An 18,811-nucleotide genomic window follows, 5' to 3' on the forward strand; every position below is an offset into this window, starting at 1 on the left:
CATGTCCGATCCCATCGTCAAGATTTCCGGCCTGAACAAATGGTACGGCGAATTCCACGTCCTGCGGGACATCGACCTGGCGGTCGAAAAGGGGGAGCGCATCGTGATCTGCGGGCCCTCGGGCTCGGGCAAGTCGACCTTGATCCGCTGCATCAATGCGCTGGAGGAATTCCAGGAGGGCGAGATCGTCGTCGACGGCATCGAGCTCGGTCCCAACCTCAAGCACGTCGATGCCGTGCGCCGCGAGGTCGGCATGGTGTTCCAGAGCTTCAATCTGTTCCCGCACCTGACCGTGCTCGACAATTGCACGCTGGCGCCGATCTGGGTCCGCAACATCCCCAAGAAGGATGCCGAGGCGACCGCGATGAAGTTCCTGGAGCGGGTCAAGATCCCGCACCAGGCCAACAAGTTTCCGGGGCAGATGTCCGGCGGCCAGCAACAACGCGTCGCGATCGCCCGCGCCCTGACCATGAACCCGAAGGTGATGCTGTTCGATGAACCGACCTCGGCGCTCGACCCCGAGATGGTCAAGGAGGTGCTCGACACCATGGTCGATCTCGCCGAGGAGGGCATGACCATGCTGGTCGTGACCCATGAAATGGGCTTTGCCCGCGAGGTCGCCAACCGCGTCGTGTTCATGGACGCGGGCCAGATCATCGAGGCCAACACCCCGAACGAGTTCTTCGCCAGTCCCCGGCATGCCCGCACGAAGCTGTTCCTGAGCCAGATTCTGCGCTGAGCCCCTGCAATCCGGTGGCCACGCCGGTCCGACCGACACGCAAGCCTGGCACCATCCGAATCGGCTCGTCTCTTTCCGGACCATCCTCCGGAGAGAGATCTTGCAGAGCAGTGCCGGCGCGCGCGCATACCAGAACGCCCGACTGGAAAAGAAGCTGAAGAAGCAGGCGGACGCCGTCATGGCCTTCGCGATCGAGGCCCTCGGGCAGGGCAGACTTGCCGAGGCCGAGACACTCTGCCGCGAGATCTTGAAGGAGGTCCCGGACCATTTCCACGCCACGCACCTGCTCGGTCTGCGCGCGTTCGATGGCGGGCGGCTCGATGAGGCGGAGTTCCTGCTCGAGCGCGCGACCACGCTCGATCCGCGTTCGCCGGATGCGCATGGCAATCTCGGGGCTGTATATTTCGCGCTCGAGAAGTTCGAGGACGCCCGCGCATGCCAGGAGAAGGCCATCGCGCTGAAGCCGGATTGTCCGATCACGCTGACCAATCTCGGCAATACGCTGCTGCATATCGGTCTCGGCGAAGAGGCGATCAGGCTGCATGAGCGCGCAATCAGGCTGCGGCCGGACTATGCCGATGCATTTTGCAACCGCGGCATGGCGGAACTGACGACCAGACAGTTCGAGCGCGCCAGAGAGAGCTTCGACCGCGCCCTGTCGTTGCAGCCATGTCACGCCGAAGGGATCGCCGGAAAGGGTCTGGTGAGCCTCGAGCTGCGGCACTTCGAGGAGGCGGCGGTGGCCTTCGATGCAGCGCTGGCCATCAAGCCAGGGTCACCCAGGATTCTACTGCAGCGCGGCCGGCTCAATTTGAGTCGGTCCCGGCTGGAGCAGGCGGCCGCGGACCTCGATGCGGTGCTGGCGCAATCGCCACGGCTCGAGCTTGCGCTGTGCTGGAGGGCGCAGATCGACGTTCTCGTGGGGAACACGGCGCGGGCGATGGCGGGCGTCAGGGCGCTGCTCGAGGTCAATCCGCGGTCGGAGATGGGATTGGCACTTCTGGCGGCTTGCCATGTGAACCAGGGAGACATTGCGACGGCGCTGGCGCATCTCGACGCGGCGCTGGAGATCGCGCCGGATTTTCCGGAGGCGATTGGATACAAGATTTTCGTGCTGGATTATCTGCCGGAGGCCGATTTCGTGGCGCAGCAGGCGGCACGAAAATACTGGTGGGATGCGATCGGCGCCAAGCTTCCGCGCAGGACGCTGGCACCGCGCGAGCTCGATCCGGACAGGCGGATCGTGATCGGCTATGTCGCGTCCGAATTCAGGCGCCACTCGGCCGCGTATTCGCTGTTGCCGGTGCTGCGCCATCATGATCACGCCGGGTTCAAGATCGTCTGCTATTCCTGCTGGCCTCTGCAGGACGAGATGACCGAACACTTCAAGCCTCTCGCGGACGTCTGGGTCGATGCCGCGCAGCTTTCGGACGACGAGCTGGCTGATCGTATCCAGGCCGATGGGATCGATATCCTGATCGACGTATCAGGGCATACGACCGGCAGCAGGCTCCATGTCTTCGCCCGCAAGCCGGCGCCCATCCAGGTCACGGGCTTCGGGCATGCCACGGGCACCGGCCTTCGGACCATGGACTACGTGCTGGCGGATCCCATCTTCATTCCGCAATCGGCGCGTCATCTGCTGGCCGAGAAAGTCCATGATCTGCCGTGCCTGATCACGATCGATCCCATCCTGGATGTGCCCCCGTCGGAGCTTCCCATGCTCCGCAACGGCTATGTGACCTTCGGCGTGTTCAACCGCATCTTCAAGATCTCGGACGAGGCGATCCGGGTGTGGTCGAAGGTGATGCGGGCGGTGACAGGATCGAAGATCATCATCAAGAACGGACTGCTGGACGATCCCATGCTGCGCGATCGCCTGATTGCGCGGTTCGTGGAGCAGGGGATCGCCGAAGACAACGTCGTCTGCATGGGCTCGACCCCGCGCCAGGAGCATTTGCGGGCCTTTGCGAAGGTCGACATTTCGCTGGATACCTTCCCGCAGAACGGCGGCATCAGCACCTGGGAATCGCTCTATGCCGGCGTTCCCGTCGTCGCCAAGCTCGGCAACGGCGCCTCGTCGCGCGCTGGCGGGTCGATCGTCGCGGCCGTCGGTCTTGGCGACTGGGTCGCCGAGGACGATGAAGGCTACGCCGCACTCGCATGCAGATATGCAGCACAACCGGCTTATCTGGCCAAGCTGCGTGCAGAAATGCCGGCCCGGATCGCAGCCTCGCCTGCCGGCAATGTCGAGATCTACACGCGCAAGGTCGAGGCGGGCTATCGCCAGTTCTGGCGCGACTATTGTGCCGCGGCCCGGAAGGCAGGGACGTAGCGCAGCCGGGGCCAGATCTTGCCCTGAGCACCGGGAAATCCCGGGGGCCTTGCCGCTGGAGCGGCCCTGGCGACGAATCAGCTAGACTCTCCGCGCGGCCATCCTTCGGAGAGCAACCTTGCAGAGCAGCGGCGCCGGCGCGCGCGCGTTCCAGAACGCGCGATTGCAGAAGAAACTGATGAAGCAGGCGGACGCCATCATCTCCGCCGCGGCCGCCGCCTATGGCCAGGGCAGACATGCGGAGACCGAGGCGCTTTGCCGCGAGATCCTGAAGGCGCTTCCCGACCATTTCGATGCCACGCATTTGCTCGGCCTGTGCGCGCATGACGGCCGACGCCTGGCGGAAGCGCAACAGCTGCTCGAGCGCGCGATTGCGCTCGATCCGCGTTCGCACGAAGCCCACAGCAACCTCGCGACCGTGTACTTCGACCTGAAGAAATTCGAGGATGCGCGCAGGTGCCAGGAGAGGGCCATCGCGCTGAAGCCGAATTTCCCGCTCGCGCTGACCAATCTCGGCAATACCTTGCTGCACATGAAGCTCGCCGAGCAGGCCATCGAGCTGCACGATCGCGCCATCAAGCTCAAGCCGGACTATGCCGATGCGTACTGCAATCGCGGCATGGCCGAACTGATGATGGGCCAGTTCGAGCGCGCCAGGGAGAGCTTCGATCGCGCGCTGTTGTTTCAGCCGCGTCACGCAGAAGCGCTCGCCGGCAAGGGCATGGTGAGCGTCGAGCTCCGGCATTTTGACGAGGCCGAAGCCGCGCTCGCGGCGGGGCTGGCGATCAAGCCCAATGAGCCGAGGCTGCTGGCGCAGCGCGGACGGCTCAATTTCGATCTGTCGCGGCTGCCGCAGGCCGCCGCGGATTTCGATGCAGCGCTGGTCCAATCGCCTACGCTCGAGCTGGCGCTGCGCGGGAAGGCGCAAGCGAATATCCTCCTGGGAAACACGGCGCAGGCGATTGCGGCTGTGAAGACATTGCTGGAGGAGAATCCGCGTTCCGAAATCGGCATGGCCCTGCTGGCCTCGTGCTATGCGAGCCAGGGCGACATCACGACTGCACTCGAGCATCTCGACACGGCGTTGGAGCTCAGGCCGGATTACGCGGACGCCATCGAGCGCAAGATCTTCCTGCTGGACTATCTGTCCGAAGCCGGTTTCGAAGTCCAGCAAGCGGCGCGAAAGTCGTGGTGGGATGCGGTCGGCGCCAAATTGCCGCGAAGGACGTTGGCGCCGCGGGATCTCGATCCGGACAGGCGGATCGTGATCGGATATGTCGCCTCCGAATTCAGAAACCACTCGGCCGCGCTCACTCTGTTGCCGGTGCTGCGCCATCATGATCACGCCAGGTTCGAGATCATCTGCTATTCCTGCTGGCCGTTGCCGGATGAGATGACCTTGAAGTTCAAGCCCTTGGCGGACGTCTGGGTCGATGCCGGGCAGCTTTCGGACGACGAGCTGGCCGACCGCATCCAGGCCGACAAGGTCGATATCCTGATCGATGTATCCGGCCATACGACCGGCAACAGGCTTCATGTTTTCGCTCGCAAGCCCGCGCCAATCCAGGTCACGGGCTTCGGACACGCCACAGGCACCGGCCTTCAGACCATGGACTATGTGCTGGCGGACCCGACCTTCATTCCGCAATCGGCGCGACATTTGCTCGCTGAGAAAGTCCATGATCTGCCATCTCTGATCACGATCGATCCCATCCTGGACGTGCCGCCGTCGGATCTGCCCATGCTCCGCAACGGCCATGTGACCTTCGGCGTGTTCAACCGCATCTACAAGATCTCGGACGAGGCCATCCGGGTGTGGTCGACCGTGATGCGTGAGGCGACCGGATCGAAGATCATCATCAAGCACGGACTGCTCGACGATCCGTTGCTGCGCGACAGCCTGGTCGCGCGCTTCGTGGCGCACGGTATCGCCGCAGAGAATATCACCTGCATGGGCTCGACCTCGCGCCACGAGCATCTGCTCGCATTTGCGAAGGTCGACATCTCGCTCGACACGTTTCCGCAGAATGGCGGCGTCAGCACCTGGGAATCGCTCTATGCCGGCGTTCCCGTCGTCGCCAAGCTCGGGAACGGCGCCTCGTCGCGCGCCGGCGGATCCATCGTGGCTGCGGTCGGCCTCGAGGACTGGGTCGCCGAGGATGACGAGGGCTATGTCGCGATCGCGTGCAAATATGCGGCGCAGCCCGACCATTTGGCGAAGCTGCGCGCGGAACTGCCGGCTCGGATCGCAGCCTCGCCTGCGGGCAATGTCGGGATTTACACGCGCAGGGTCGAGGCGGGGTATCGTCAGTTCTGGCGCGACTATTGTGCCGCGGAACGCGGCGACGCGGCGTAGGCGCCGAGGACCGGAAAGTCCCGGGGGCGATGCCGGTCCAGTGACAGGCCGGTCCAGCCTGCGAATCAGCTAGACTTCGTCCAGGCGATTCTCCGGAGAAAATCCTTTGCAGAGCAGCGGCGTCGGCGCGCGCGCATTCCAGAATGCGCGATTGCAGAAGAAATTGAAGAAGCAGGCGGACGCGGTCATCTCCGCCGCGGCAAGCGCCTATGGCCAGGGCCGATATGCGGAGACCGATGCGCTCTGCCGTCAGATCCTGCAAGCTGTTCCCGATCATTTCGATGCCACGCACTTGCTCGGCCTGTGCGCGCAACGGGGCGGGCGACTTGAAGAGGCGCAACAGCTGTTCGAGCGCGCGATCGCGATCGATCCGCGTTCGCACGAGGCTCACAGCAATCTCGCGTCCGTTTACTTCGCCCTCCAGAAGTCAGAGGCAGCCCGCGCCGGTCAGGAGAAGGCGATCGCGCTGAAGCCGAATTTTACGCCGGCCCTGGCCGGCCTCGGCAACATCTTGCTCCAGATGAACCTGCCCGAACAGGCCATCGAAATGTACGATCGCGCGATCAAACTGAAGCCCGACTATGCCGATGCGCTCTGCAATCGTGGCGTGGCGGAGCTGGCACTGTACCGGTTTGACCGCGCCAGGGAGAGCTTCGATCGCGCGCTGTTGTTTCAGCCGCGCCACGTCGAAGCGCTCGTCGGCAAGGGCGTGCTCAATATCGAGCTCAAGCAGTACGATCTAGCGGAGGCCGCACTCGCAGCGGCGATCGCGATCAAGCCCGATTCCGCGAAAATTCTGACGCAACGTGGACGCCTCAACGCGGAATTGGCGCGGCTGGAACAGGCGGCCGCGGACTTCGATGCGGCCCTTGCACTTTCGCCCCGGCTGGAACCGGCCTTGCGGGGAAAGGCCGAGGTTTCGCTCAGCCTTGGGAATACCACACAGGCGATCCTGGCCTGCACGACCATGCTCGAGCAAAATCCACGCTCCACGATCGCGATGGCGCTGCTGAGCTCCTGTTTTGCAAATCAGGGAGAGATAGCGTCCGCAATCGAACATCTCGACGCGGCGCTGGCGATCTCGCCGGATCCGGATCTGATCGCGCGGAAGATCTACTTTCTGGACTTTCTCCCGGACGCCGATTTCACGGTCCAGCAGGCAACCCGGCGTGCTTGGGGTGAAGCGATCGGTGCCCGAGTGCCGCAAAGGAAGCTTGCGCCCCGGCAGCTCGATCCCGACAAGCGGATCGTGATCGGCTATGTCTCTGCCGAATTCCGGTATCACTCGGCAGCGTTCGGCCTGCTGCCCGTGCTGCGCCATCACGATCACGCCAGCTTCGAGGTCGTCTGTTATGCGTGTTCGCCGACCCGAGATGCGGTGACAGCCGAATTCCGGTCGGCGGCAGACGTCTGGGTCGACGCCTGGCAGATGTTCGATGACCAATTGGCCGACCGTATCCAGGCCGACAAGGTCGATATCCTGATCGACGTATCAGGGCATTCGTCGGGGAACAGGCTCCAGGTCTTCGCCCGCAAGCCCGCTCCGATCCAGGTCACGGGTTTCGGGCACGCCACGGGTACCGGCCTTCGAACCATGGACTACGTGCTCGCGGATCCGGTCTTCATTCCGGAATCGGCGCGGCATCTGCTGGCCGAAAAGGTCTTTGACCTGCCGTGCCTGATCACGATCGATCCCATCCTGGATGTGCCGCCTTCGGAGCTTCCCATGCTCCGCAACGGCCATGTGACGTTCGGCGTGTTCAACCGCGTCAACAAGATCTCGGACGAGGCCATCCGCGTCTGGTCGAAAGTGATGCGTGAGGTGACCGGATCGAAGATCATCATCAAGCATACCCTGCTTGACGATCCCCTGGTGCGCGACGGCCTCCTCGCCCGATTTGTAGCGCAGGGGATTGCGGAGGAAAACATCACTTGCCTGGGCATGTCCGAGCGCGCGGAGCATCTGCGGGCCTTCGCGAACGTCGATATTTCGCTCGATCCATTCCCGCAGAACGGCGGCGTCAGCACCTGGGAATCCCTCTATGCGGGCGTTCCCGTCGTCGCCAAGCTCGGCCATGGCGCATCCGCGCGCGCAGGCGGCTCCATCGTGACGGCGGTCGGTCTCGATGACTGGGTCGCCGAGGACGACGAGGGCTATGCCGCGATCGCGTGCAAATATGCGGCGCAGCCGGCTCATCTGGCGAAGCTGCGCGCGGAGTTGCCCGCCCGAATCGCAGCTTCGGCCGCTGGCAATGTCGAAATCTACACGCGCAGGGTCGAGGACGGGTACCGGCAGTTCTGGCGCGACTATTGTGCCTCGGCCGCGGAACGCGGCGATGTGGCGTAAGTGGACCGAGCAGGGGCGCTTGGGGCATGCGTCCCCGACGTGAGCCTTCCTGCGCCGATCACACGAAGGGCGGTTTGATGTTGCTGCGCTTCTCCAGCCACTCCGGCACCGGCAGGTTCTTGGCGCGCATGAAGTCAGCGTTGAACAGCTTCGACTGATAGCGGCTGCCGGAATCGCAGAGCACGGTGACGATCGTCTTTCCGGGCCCGAGTTGCTTGGCAAGACGCATGGCGCCGACGACATTGACGCCGGTCGAGCCGCCGAGGCACAGGCCCTCGTGCTGGAGCAGCTCGTAGATCGCGCTGACGGCTTCGGCGTCGGGAATGAGAAATGCGTCGTCGACCTTGGCTGTCTCGACGATCGCGGTCGCCCGGTTGAGGCCGATGCCCTCGGTGATCGAGCCGCCCGGCGTCGCCTTGGCCTCACCGGTCCTGAAATATTCGTACATGCCGGCGCCATGCGGATCGGAGCAGGCGATGCGAACGTTGTTGTTCTTCTCCTTCAGATAGCGGCTGACGCCGGCCAGCGTGCCGCCGCTGCCGACCGAGCAGACGAAGCCGTCGACCTTGCCGCCGGTCTGCTCCCAGATCTCGGGCCCTGTGGACTCGTAGTGCGCCTTGGCGTTGTCGAGGTTGTTCCACTGATCGGCGAACAGCACGCCATTGGGCTCGGTCTTGCGCAGCTCATCTGCGAGCCGGCGGCCGACATGCTGGTAGTTGTTGGGATTGGCATAGGGCAGGGCCGGCACCTCGATCAGCTCGGCGCCGCACAGCTTCAGGAAGTCCTTCTTTTCCTGGCTCTGCGTTTCCGGGATCACGATCAGGGTACGGTAGCCGCGCGCGCTCGCCACGACCGCAAGCCCGATGCCGGTATTGCCGGCGGTCGCCTCCACCACAAGACCGCCGGGCTTGAGCTCGCCGCGCTTCTCCGCCTCCAGGATCATCCATTTGCCGGCGCGGTCCTTGACCGACTGGCCCGGATTCATGAACTCGGCCTTGCCGAGAATGGTGCATCCGGTCAGCTCCGAGGCGCGCTTCAGCTTGATCAGCGGGGTTTTGCCGATGGCTTCGACAACGTCGATTCGAATGGTCATGTCGGGGGAAATCACTGCAAAAGGGTTTGATCGGGGTTGGCCAGAACCTAGTGCCTGGGAAGCCAAAGGGGAAGGCTTTTGCGCTGCGGCGAGCCGGACCGAAACGCCTGCCCAAACAGTGATATGCTGGGCACGCGAGACCCGCGATGACGCGCCCGGCCGCGAGGCGGGGTATCGGTAGGAGGAAACGTTCGAACTTCGCCAGGACACGAAACGATAACGTTCGTGATCAGCGGTCTTGCGATCGATTTTTGCCACGGGCCAGACGAGGCGGGATCGAGGAGCGTGGACAGCGTGCAGAGGGCCGACGACGTATCGACAGAATGGGCCGACCTCATTTTCGGCAAATGACGGCGTTGTGAGGTGCCAGAGGGTGCGACTGCGCCGAAGCCGCAGGGTGCGCTCGGATTGAAGGGCTCAGCAGCCGGTGTGGCAGCAATATCACATGAAATCTTGGTAAGCTTGATCGCGTTTCGAGATGTTTCGAGATGAAAGAAATCCCTGCGAGACAGGCACATCTTGGATTCCTCCCAGTTCGCTGCCGGTGCGCCGGCAAAGGTATCTCGCAACTGCGGCACTGTCCCACCGTTCCGCGCCGGTCTAGTATGAGTCTTAGGTTCCGCAGAAAGCACCACCGCCGTGAACGCGTCGTCCAAAGCCTCCCGAACGTCCCGCCGCGAATCGGTTAATCCGGCTGTGCGGCGGCTGGATCTGCCCGGCGGGGGCTGGATGTGACACAGGAAGTTCCTTCGATCGCCGCGCGGCGGTCTGTCGGTTCTGCATCCCGGGCGTTGCGTGCGACGCGATGGATTGCGGTGCTGTGCCTCGCCGCCGGTTCGGGTGCGTGCGTGCTGACCCAGGATCTTCCCGATCCCGCGCTCGACGTTCCCACGCAGTACAAATATGCGGGCAAGGGCGATGCGCCGCCGTCGCTGGATTGGTGGCGCGGCTTCCGCTCCGCGGAGCTGACGCAGCTGATGGAGGAGGCGCAGACCGTCAACCTCGACATCGCCGCCGCGGTCGCGCGCATCGTCCAGGCGGATGCCCAGGCGCGCCAGGCGGGCGCGGCGCTGCTGCCGAGCGTGTCGACTGCGGGATCGGAAACCTATTCGCGCACCTCCGGCTCGAGCGCCTCGGGCCTGTCCATCGGCGGGCGCGAGGTCGTCAACTATTCGGCCTCACTGAGTGCGAGCTATCAGCTCGACTTCTGGGGCCAGAACCGTGATGCGCTGCAGACGGCGGAGGAGACGGCGAACGCCAATCGTTTCGATCGCGACACGGTCGCGCTGACGACGCTCGCGGCCGTCGCCAACGCCTATTTCCAGGTACTGGCCTCGCAGGACCGCATCAGGACCTCCCAACGCAACATCGCGAGCGCGCAGCGCATTCTCGATGCGGTCAGGGAGCGCCGCAGGGCCGGCACCGGCACCGATCTCGATGTCGCCCAGCAGGAGAGCGTACTTGCGAACCAGAGGGCCTTGGTGCCGCCGCTGCGCCAGACGCTGGACCAGAACGTCAATGCGCTCGCCGTGCTGGTATCGCGGCCGCCTGAGAGCGTGCGGGTGCTCGGCGGCTCGCTGGACCGGATCGCGATCCCGCGCGTGACGCCCGGCCTGCCGTCGGAGCTGCTGACGCAGCGGCCCGACATCCGCCGGCAGGAGGCGCAGCTCGCCTCCGCCACCGCAAACATCGGCAACGCCCGCGCGCAGTTCTTTCCGACCATCCAGCTCACCGGCAATGGCGGCTATCAGAGTTCGGCGCTGGTCTCGCTGTTCCAGCCACACGCGGCCTTCTTCCAGCTCGTCGGCAGCGCCACGCAGCCGATCTTCGACGGCGGCAGGATTCTCGGCAATTTCGAGTTTGCCAAGGCGCGGCAGGACGAGTTGCTGCAGACCTACCGCAAGACCATCGTCCAGGCCTTTGCCGACGTGGACAATGCGCTGTTCTCGATCAAGCAGACCACGATCCGGCTGCAATTGCAGCGCGACGTCGTTGCCGCCTCGCGCCGCGCCTTCGATCTGTCGGAGCAGCAATTGCGGGCCGGTACCGCCGACATCGTGACCGTGCTCAACACCCAACTGACCCTGTTCCAGGCGGAAGACGTGCTGTGGCAGGCCCAACTCGCGCGGCTTCTCGCCATCGTCAGCCTGTACCAGGCGCTCGGCGGCGGCTGGGAGCCGAGGATGGAGAAACCGGTCAATGCTCTTTAAGCCGGATACGAAGCAGGGCGTAGAGGAGGGGATGGCGAAAAAGTCGCGCGGCCGCGGCTTCGTCATGACCTTGGTCACGCTCGCTATCCTCGGCGGGCTCGGTTATCTCGGCTGGACTGCCACCCATCAGCAACAGGCCAACAACCGCAACCAGCGGCCGGACCTGCCGGTGCCGGTCCTGGCGGCTATGCCGCGCATCCAGGACGTGCCGGTCTATCTCGACGGCGTCGGGGCTATCCGCGCGCTCAACACCGTGACCGTGCGCTCGCAGGTCGACGGCAAGCTGATCTCCGTCAATTTCACCGAAGGCCAGGACGTCAAGAAGGGCGATGTGCTCGGCGAGATCGATCCGGCGATCTATCAGGCGCAGTACGACCAGGCTGTGGCCAAGAAGGCGCAGGACCAGGCCCAGCTCGCCAACCAGCGCATCGACCTCGCCCGCTACGAGCAGCTCGCCGCATCCAACGCCGGCTCCAAGCAGCAGGCCGACACCCAGCGCGCGCTGGTGGCGCAGACCGAGGCGCTGGTGAAAGCCGACCAGGCCGCGATCGACAACGCGGCAGCGACGCTGAGCTACACCAAGATCGTGGCGCCGATCTCGGGCCGCGCCGGCCTGCGCCAGGTCGACCAGGGCAACATCATCCACGCATCAGACACCACGGGTCTCGTGGTGATCACGCAATTGCAGCCGATAGCGGTGTGGTTCAGCCTGCCGCAGCAGCAGATCATGCGCGTCAACGCGGCGGCCGCGAAGGGGCCGCTTGCGGTCGACGTGTTCGGCAATGACGGCATCACCGTGATCGACACCGGCAAGCTCACCGGCATCGACAACCAGGTCGACCAGACCACCGGCACCCTCAAGCTCAAGGCGGAATTCCCGAACGCCAATTATCAGCTCTGGCCGGGCCAGTTCGTCAACGTCCGCCTCAAGGTCGAGACCTTGACGCAAGCGCTGGTGGTGCCGACCTCGGCGGTGCAGCGCGGTCCGCTCGGGACCTTCAGCTACGTCATCGGCGAGGACAACGTCGTCTCGGCCAAGCCCGTGACGGTGACCCAGCAGAACGAGCATGACGCGGTGATCGCCAGCGGCCTGTCGGCGAGCGACAAGGTCGTCACCACGGGCTTTGCCAACCTGTCAGACGGCTCCAAGGTGATCGTCGGCCGCGACGACCAGACTCCGTCAGCCGATCTCGCCCCGCGCAAACGCTCGCGCGCGCCGGATACTCAGAAGAAGGATGGCGCCAAAGAGGGCCAAAAGGACGGACAGGGCAAGGACGGCGAGTTCCGCGCCAAGCGGAAGAGCGGCGAGGGCGACCAGAAGGGACAGACCGGGCCGGCGCCGGGGCCGGGGGCACCGGGAGCCAAGCAGCCATGATCCCGACAACAGCCGCCTGAGCGGTAGGCAAATCCATGGGTGTCTCCGAACCGTTCATCCGCCGGCCCATCGCGACCTCGCTGCTCGGCGTCGCGCTGCTGATCGGCGGCCTGCTCGGCTATTTCGCGCTGCCGGTCTCGGCGCTGCCGCAGGTCGATTTCCCGACCGTGCAGGTCACGACGCAGCTTCCGGGCGCCAGCCCCGACGTCATCGCCTCGCTGATCACCGCGCCGCTGGAGCGGCAGCTGGGGCAGATCCCGTCGCTGTCGGCGATGAACTCGACCAGCTCGTTCGGCGTCAGCCAGATCTCGCTCCAGTTCGATCTCAACCGCGACATCGACGGCGCGACCCAGGACGTGCAGGCCGCGATCAATGCCGCGGCCGGCGTGTTGCCCAAGACGCTGCCTTACCCTCCGATCTACGCCAAGGTGAACCCGGCGGATGCGCCGGTGATGACGCTGGCGCTGCGCTCCGACACGATCTCGTTGCGCGTCATGAGCGACATCGCCGACACCATTCTGGCGCAACGTTTGAGCCAGATTTCCGGCGTCGGACGCGTCTCGGTGCTAGGCGGACTGAAGCCCGCCGTGCGCATCCAGGCCGATCTCGCGCGCCTTGCGGCCTACGGCATCGCCATGGAGGATCTGCGGACAGCGATCGCCAATGCCAATGTCTCGGGGCCGAAGGGCTCGCTCGACGGCGCGCAGCAATCCTACATCATCGCGGCCAACGACCAGATCGCGGCCGCCGACGCTTACAAGCCGGTCATCATCGCCTATCGCAACGGATCGCCCGTCACCATCGGCGACGTCGCCCAGATCGTCGACGGCCTCGAGAACGACCGCACCGGCGGCTGGTACCAGGGCACGCCGGCCGTCATCATCGACATCCAGCGCCAGCCCGGCGCCAACGTCATCGACGTCGTCAGCCAGATCCGCGCGGAAATCCCCAAGGTGCAGCGCGCGATCCCGGCCGGCGTAAACCTCACCATCGTTTCCGACCGCACCGTCACCATCCGCGCCTCGGTGCGCGACGTGCAGTTCACGCTGGTGCTTGCCGTCGTGCTGGTGACGCTGGTGGTGCTGCTGTTCCTGCGCTCGCTGCGCGCCACGCTGATTGCCGGCGTTGCGCTGCCACTCTCGCTGATCACCAGCTTCGGCATCATGTATTTCGCCGGGTTCAGCCTCGACAATCTCTCGCTGATGGCGCTCACGATCGGCACCGGCTTCGTCGTCGACGACGCCATCGTGATGATCGAAAACATCGTTCGCCACATGGAGAACGGCGACAGCGCGATGGAGGCCTCGCTGAAGGGCGCCAGCGAGATCGGCTTCACCGTGATCTCGCTGACGGTGTCGCTGATCGCCGTCTTCATTCCGCTGTTGTTCATGTCGGGCCTCGTCGGGCGCATGTTCCGCGAATTCGCGCTGACCTTGACGATCGCGGTCGTGACGTCGGCGGTGGTCTCGCTGACGCTGACGCCGATGATGTGCTCGCGCCTGCTCAAGCACGCCCATGAGGAACTGGCGGTGCCGGGCCTGGCCGCGATCAGCCGTTTCATCGACCGCACGGTCGAGGCCTATCACAAATCGCTGCTGTGGGTTCTGGAACGCCAGCGCGCCACCCTGGTCGTGACCTTCGCCACGCTGGTTGCAACCCTGGTCCTCTATGTCGTCGCACCGAAGGGCTTCCTGCCGCTGCAGGACACCGCCTCGATCACGGCGGTGACGGAGGCCGGGCCCGACGTGTCGTTTACGGAAATGAAGAGACGGCAGGCCGAGGCGGCCGACGCCATCAGCGCCGACCCCGATGTGGTCGGCGTGGTCTCGGTGATCGGTGCGGGCTCGGTCAACCCGACCACCAATGTCGGCCGGCTCGTCATGAGCCTGAAGCCGCGCGGCGAGCGACGTGACGATATCACAGGCGTCGTGGCCCGGCTGAAGGAGCGGGTATCTGGCATCCCCGGCATGACCGTCTATTTCCAGCCGGTGCAGGACGTGCAGATCTCGACCCAGTCGAGCCGCTCGCAATACCAGTACACGCTGACCGGCACCGATGCGACGCTGGTCTCGGAATGGGCGCGCAAGCTGGTCGCGGAGATGCGGCGCGATCCCTTGTTCCGGGACGTCTCCTCCGAGGCGCAGGAGGGGGGCCTGCGCGCGCAGCTCGACGTCGACCGCACCCGCGCCGGCCAGCTCGGCGTCAGCCTCCAGGCCATCACCGACACGCTGAACGACGCCTTCGCCCAGCGTCAGATCTCGACCATTTACGGCCAGGCCAACCAGTACCGCGTGGTGCTGGAGGCGCTGCCGATGTACCAGCGCGATCCCTCGATCCTGTCAAAGCTCTATCTGCCCGGCGCCGCCAGCACCACCGTCGGCGCGCCCAACGCCCAGGTGCCGCTGTCGGCCGTGGCGACGCTGAAGCGGACCACGGCGCCGCTCGCGATCTCGCACCAGGCGCAGTTCCCGTCCGTCTCGCTCAGCTTCAACCTCGCGCCGGGCGCGGCGCTCGGCGATGCCGTCGAGGCGGTCAAGACCATCGAGACCCGCATCGGCATGCCCAACAGCATCGTCGGCGTCTACGCCGGTGATGCCGCGGAATTCGCCAAGGCGCTCGCCGGCCAGCCCTGGCTGCTGCTCGCCGCCGTCATCACGATCTACATCGTGCTGGGCGTGCTCTACGAGAGCTACATCCATCCGATCACGATCCTCTCGACGCTGCCTTCAGCCGGTGTCGGTGCGATCCTGGCGCTGATGCTGTGCGGTCAGGATCTCTCGGTGATCGGCCTGATCGGCATCATCCTGCTGATGGGCATCGTCAAGAAGAACGCGATCATGATGATCGACTTCGCGCTGGAGGCCGAGCGCGGACGGGGCATGTCGCCGAACGAGGCGATCGTGCAGGCGTGCCTTTTGCGCTTCCGGCCAATCATGATGACGACGCTGGCGGCGCTGTTCGGCGCGCTGCCGCTTGCGATCGAGAGCGGCACCGGCGCCGAGCTGCGTTTTCCGCTCGGCATCTCCATCATCGGCGGCCTGCTGCTGAGCCAGCTCTTGACGCTCTACACCACGCCCGTGATCTATCTCGCGCTCGACCGCATCAACCGCCGCTTCGAGCAGGCGCTGCCGCCGGCCGAATCCGGCGGGCCGCCGGTCGCCGGGGCGACCGAGGGCATGCAGTGATGCCATCGATCTCGGAGCCCTTCATCCGCCGGCCGGTCGCGACCACGCTGCTGTCGATCGGGTTGTTCCTGCTGGGTGTCGTCGCCTACCATTTCCTTCCCGTCGCCTCGGTCCCGAACGTCGATTTCCCCGCCATCTTCGTCTCGGCCAGCCGGCCCGGCGCCGATCCGTCCGTGATGGCGGCCACGGTGGCCTCGCCACTGGAGCGGCGGTTGGGTGAGATCGCCGGCATCAACCAGATCACCTCGACCTCGACCCTCGGCACGACCAACATCCAGCTCCAGTTCGACATCGGACGCAACATCGACAAGGCCGCGCGCGACGTGCAGGCGGCGATCAACGCCGCGATGGTCGACCTGCCGAGCGACCTGCCGACGCTGCCGCGCTTCCGCAAAGCCAATACGGCCGGCGCGCCGATTTTCGTGCTGGCGCTGACCTCGAAGACGCTGTCGGCAAGCGCGATCTACGACGTCGCCGATACCGTGCTGGCGCAGCGCATCTCGCAGGTGCCGGGCGTTGGTGACGTCACCGTGTCCGGCGCCGACCAGCCGGCCGTGCGGGTGCAGCTCAACCCCGTCGCGCTGTCGAATGCCGGTATCGCCACCGACGACGTTCGGACCGCCATCATCAACGCCAACCCGCTCGGTCCCGTCGGCATTTTCGAAGGCGAGCGTCAGAGCGAGACGCTGGCGCTCAACCGGCAGATGCGCACCGCGAAAGAGTTTCGCGACATCGTCATCAAGAGCTCCAACGGGAATTTCCTGCGGCTCTCCGACGTCGCCGACATCGAGGATTCCGTCCGCAACACGCGCTCGATCGCCTGGTTCAACAAGCAGCCAGCGGTGCTGATCCAGATCACCAAGCAGGGTGATGCCAACGTCATCGACACCGTCGACAGGGTCAAGGCGCTGATCCCCGCGCTGAAGCAGTGGATCCCGGCCGGCGTCGAGATCTCCACTTTGGTCGACCGCACCGGCACGATCCGCGCCAGCGTGCTGGACATGCAATGGACGCTGCTGGCGACCGCGTTCCTGGTGATGGCCGTGGTGTTCGTGTTCCTGCGGCGCCTGACGCCGACCATCGCGGCGGGCATCTCGGTGCCGCTGGCGCTGGCCGGCACCTGCGCCGGCATGTGGGTCGCGGGCTTCTCGATCGACAATCTGTCGCTGATGGCGCTGGCGATCTCCGTCGGCTTCGTTGTCGACGATGCCATCGTCATGATCGAGAACATGTATCGCAATCTCGAGCATGGGATGCGGCCGTTCCGGGCGGCGCAGGAAGGCGCGAAGCAGATCGGCTTCACGGTGGTCTCGATCAGCCTGTCGCTGATCGCCGCCTTCACGCCGCTGATCTTCATGGACGGCATCGTCGGTCGTCTGCTGCGCGAATTCTCGCTGACGCTGACCTTCGCCATTTTGGTCTCGACGTTGGTGTCGCTGACGGTGACGCCGATGATCTGCGCTCACTACATCCGGCAGACCACGTCGGGCACCGCGACCCTGTTCGACCGCATCATCGAAGGCTCGTTGACGCGCCTCGTCGCCTTCTACGCCCGTACTTTGCGTACCGTGCTGGAATTCCCGCTACTGACGCTGCTGGTGTTCTTCGCCACCATCGCGCTCACGGTGACGCTCTACATCAAGGTTCCCAAAGGCTATTTCCCGACCGACGATTCCGGCTTCGTCATCGGTGCGACGCGCGCCTCGGCCGACATCTCGTTCCAGTCGATGCTCAGCCTCCAGCAGCGGCTCGCGGACATCGTGATGCAGGATCCCGCCGTTGCCGGTATCGGATCGACCGTCGGCGGCGGAGGCGGGCCGGGGGCGGCGACATCGAATCGCGGCACCATGTTCATCAGCCTGAAGCCGCCGGAGGAGCGCGACCACGTCTCGACGCAGGTCGTCATCGACCGCCTCCGGCGCGCGTTGTATCCCGTCCCCGGCATCCGCCTGTTCATGTTCGCCGCACAGGACGTGCGAGCCGGGGGACGGCAGAGCGATTCCGACTACCAGTACACGCTGACCAGCACCGATCTCGGCCTGTTGCAGAAGTGGGCTCCGATCGTGGCCAAGCGCATGGAGAGCGTGGAGGGCATTACCGACATCTCCAGCGATCGTGATCCCGGCGGGCTTCAGCTCACGCTTTCCATTGACCGCCAGAAAGCTTCCGCGCTCGGCGTCAGGGTTCAAGACATCGACAACGCGCTCAACAATGCATTCGCGCAGCGGCAGATCTCGATCATCTATACCCAGCGCAACCAGTACATGGTAATTCTGCAGATCGACCCGAAATTCCAGGTCGATCCCTCCAACCTTGACCGCATCTTTGTCGCCGGCGCGGGCGACGCCCAGGTGCCGCTGTCGGCAGTGGTGCACGCGACGCGCGGGCTCGCAGCGCTGGCGGTCTATCACTCCCAGTCGTTCCCCTCGACCACCGTGTCGTTCAACCTGTTGCCGGACGTGGCGCTGCAGGCCGCGACGCAGAACATCCAGCGCGCGGTCGAGGAGCTGCACATGCCTGAGGGCATCCGCGGCAGCTTCGATGGCAACGCCGGCGACTTCGCCAGGACCAGCGGCCGCCAGCCGCTTCTCATTCTCGGCGCGCTGGTCGCGATGTATATCGTGCTGGGGGTGCTCTACGAGAGCCTTGCCCATCCACTCACGATCATCTCGACGCTGCCCTCGGCCGGGCTCGGCGCGCTGCTCGCCTTGCAGCTCACCAACACGCCGCTGACGGTGATCGCCTTCGTCGGAATCATCCTGTTGATCGGCATCGTCAAGAAGAACGGCATCATGATGGTCGATTTCGCGCTCGACGCCGAACGCCAGCGCGGCCTGTCCTCGGCGGAAGCGATCTTCGAGGCGTGCCAGGCGCGCTTCCGTCCGATCCTGATGACGACCATGGCGGCGCTGTTCGCCGGCATTCCGCTCGTGATCGCGACCGGCCCCGGCACGGAGCTGCGCCGCCCGCTCGGCATCACCATCATCGGCGGCCTGTTCGTCTCGCAGATCCTGACGCTGTACACGACGCCGGTGATCTACCTCCTGATCGACCGCCTGCGGCGACGGTCCGAGCCGCGTCCGCTGGCGGCACCGGCGGAATAGGTTGTTGAAGCGCCGCGCGTGCTGCGCCGCAAGCTTTCACAGGCATCTTCATGCGCCCGTCAACCTG

At 65.0% G+C, this 18,811-nt stretch carries 9 protein-coding genes; 8 read left to right on the plus strand and 1 reads right to left on the minus strand.

The window, feature by feature from the left end; translation table 11 throughout:
* Window position 1 precedes the first annotated feature (1 nt).
* From AX729_RS27065 to AX729_RS27080, 4 genes are all read left to right on the plus strand, one after another.
* On the plus strand, window positions 2-739 hold the full coding sequence (locus AX729_RS27065) for an amino acid ABC transporter ATP-binding protein (protein ID WP_061027284.1): 738 nt from the start codon (window positions 2-4) through the stop codon (window positions 737-739).
* Window positions 740-839: 100 nt separating this feature from the next.
* Window positions 840-3,074 carry a tetratricopeptide repeat protein gene (locus AX729_RS27070; RefSeq protein ID WP_061027285.1) on the plus strand — a complete coding sequence of 745 codons (2,235 nt, stop codon included), beginning with the start codon at window positions 840-842 and terminating at the stop codon, window positions 3,072-3,074.
* Between the two features lie 118 nt (window positions 3,075-3,192).
* On the plus strand, window positions 3,193-5,430 hold the full coding sequence (locus AX729_RS27075; RefSeq protein ID WP_061027286.1) for an O-linked N-acetylglucosamine transferase, SPINDLY family protein: 2,238 nt from the start codon (window positions 3,193-3,195) through the stop codon (window positions 5,428-5,430).
* A gap of 106 nt (window positions 5,431-5,536) precedes the next feature.
* Window positions 5,537-7,777 carry an O-linked N-acetylglucosamine transferase, SPINDLY family protein gene (locus AX729_RS27080; protein WP_061027287.1) on the plus strand — a complete coding sequence of 747 codons (2,241 nt, stop codon included), beginning with the start codon at window positions 5,537-5,539 and terminating at the stop codon, window positions 7,775-7,777.
* Window positions 7,778-7,835: 58 nt separating this feature from the next.
* Here the strand turns inward: AX729_RS27080 and AX729_RS27085 are convergent, their stop codons facing one another.
* Complete coding sequence (locus AX729_RS27085; RefSeq protein WP_061027288.1) at window positions 7,836-8,870, minus strand: cysteine synthase A; 1,035 nt, start codon at window positions 8,868-8,870, stop codon at window positions 7,836-7,838.
* A 725-nt stretch (window positions 8,871-9,595) separates the two neighbouring features.
* Between AX729_RS27085 and AX729_RS27090 the strand changes: the two genes are divergently transcribed.
* The 4 genes from AX729_RS27090 to AX729_RS27105 are packed head-to-tail and all read left to right on the plus strand — an operon-like array spanning window position 9,596 to window position 18,744.
* Window positions 9,596-11,080, plus strand: a complete 1,485-nt coding sequence (locus AX729_RS27090; protein ID WP_156457229.1) for an efflux transporter outer membrane subunit — start codon at window positions 9,596-9,598, stop codon at window positions 11,078-11,080.
* On the plus strand, window positions 11,070-12,455 hold the full coding sequence (locus AX729_RS27095) for an efflux RND transporter periplasmic adaptor subunit (RefSeq protein WP_061027289.1): 1,386 nt from the start codon (window positions 11,070-11,072) through the stop codon (window positions 12,453-12,455). The genes AX729_RS27090 and AX729_RS27095 overlap by 11 nt, the downstream gene beginning before the upstream one ends.
* 35 nt (window positions 12,456-12,490) lie before the next feature.
* Window positions 12,491-15,640 (plus strand): efflux RND transporter permease subunit, encoded by a 3,150-nt coding sequence (locus tag AX729_RS27100; protein ID WP_061027290.1) that lies wholly within the window; start codon window positions 12,491-12,493, stop codon window positions 15,638-15,640.
* A complete protein-coding gene (locus tag AX729_RS27105) occupies window positions 15,640-18,744 on the plus strand; it encodes an efflux RND transporter permease subunit (RefSeq protein ID WP_061027291.1) in 3,105 nt (1,034 codons plus the stop codon). The genes AX729_RS27100 and AX729_RS27105 overlap by 1 nt, the downstream gene beginning before the upstream one ends.
* Window positions 18,745-18,811: the final 67 nt, after the last annotated feature.

The organism is Bradyrhizobium sp. CCH5-F6, assembly GCF_001556045.1.
In the GTDB taxonomy this organism is placed as follows: Bacteria; Pseudomonadota; Alphaproteobacteria; order Rhizobiales; family Xanthobacteraceae; genus Bradyrhizobium.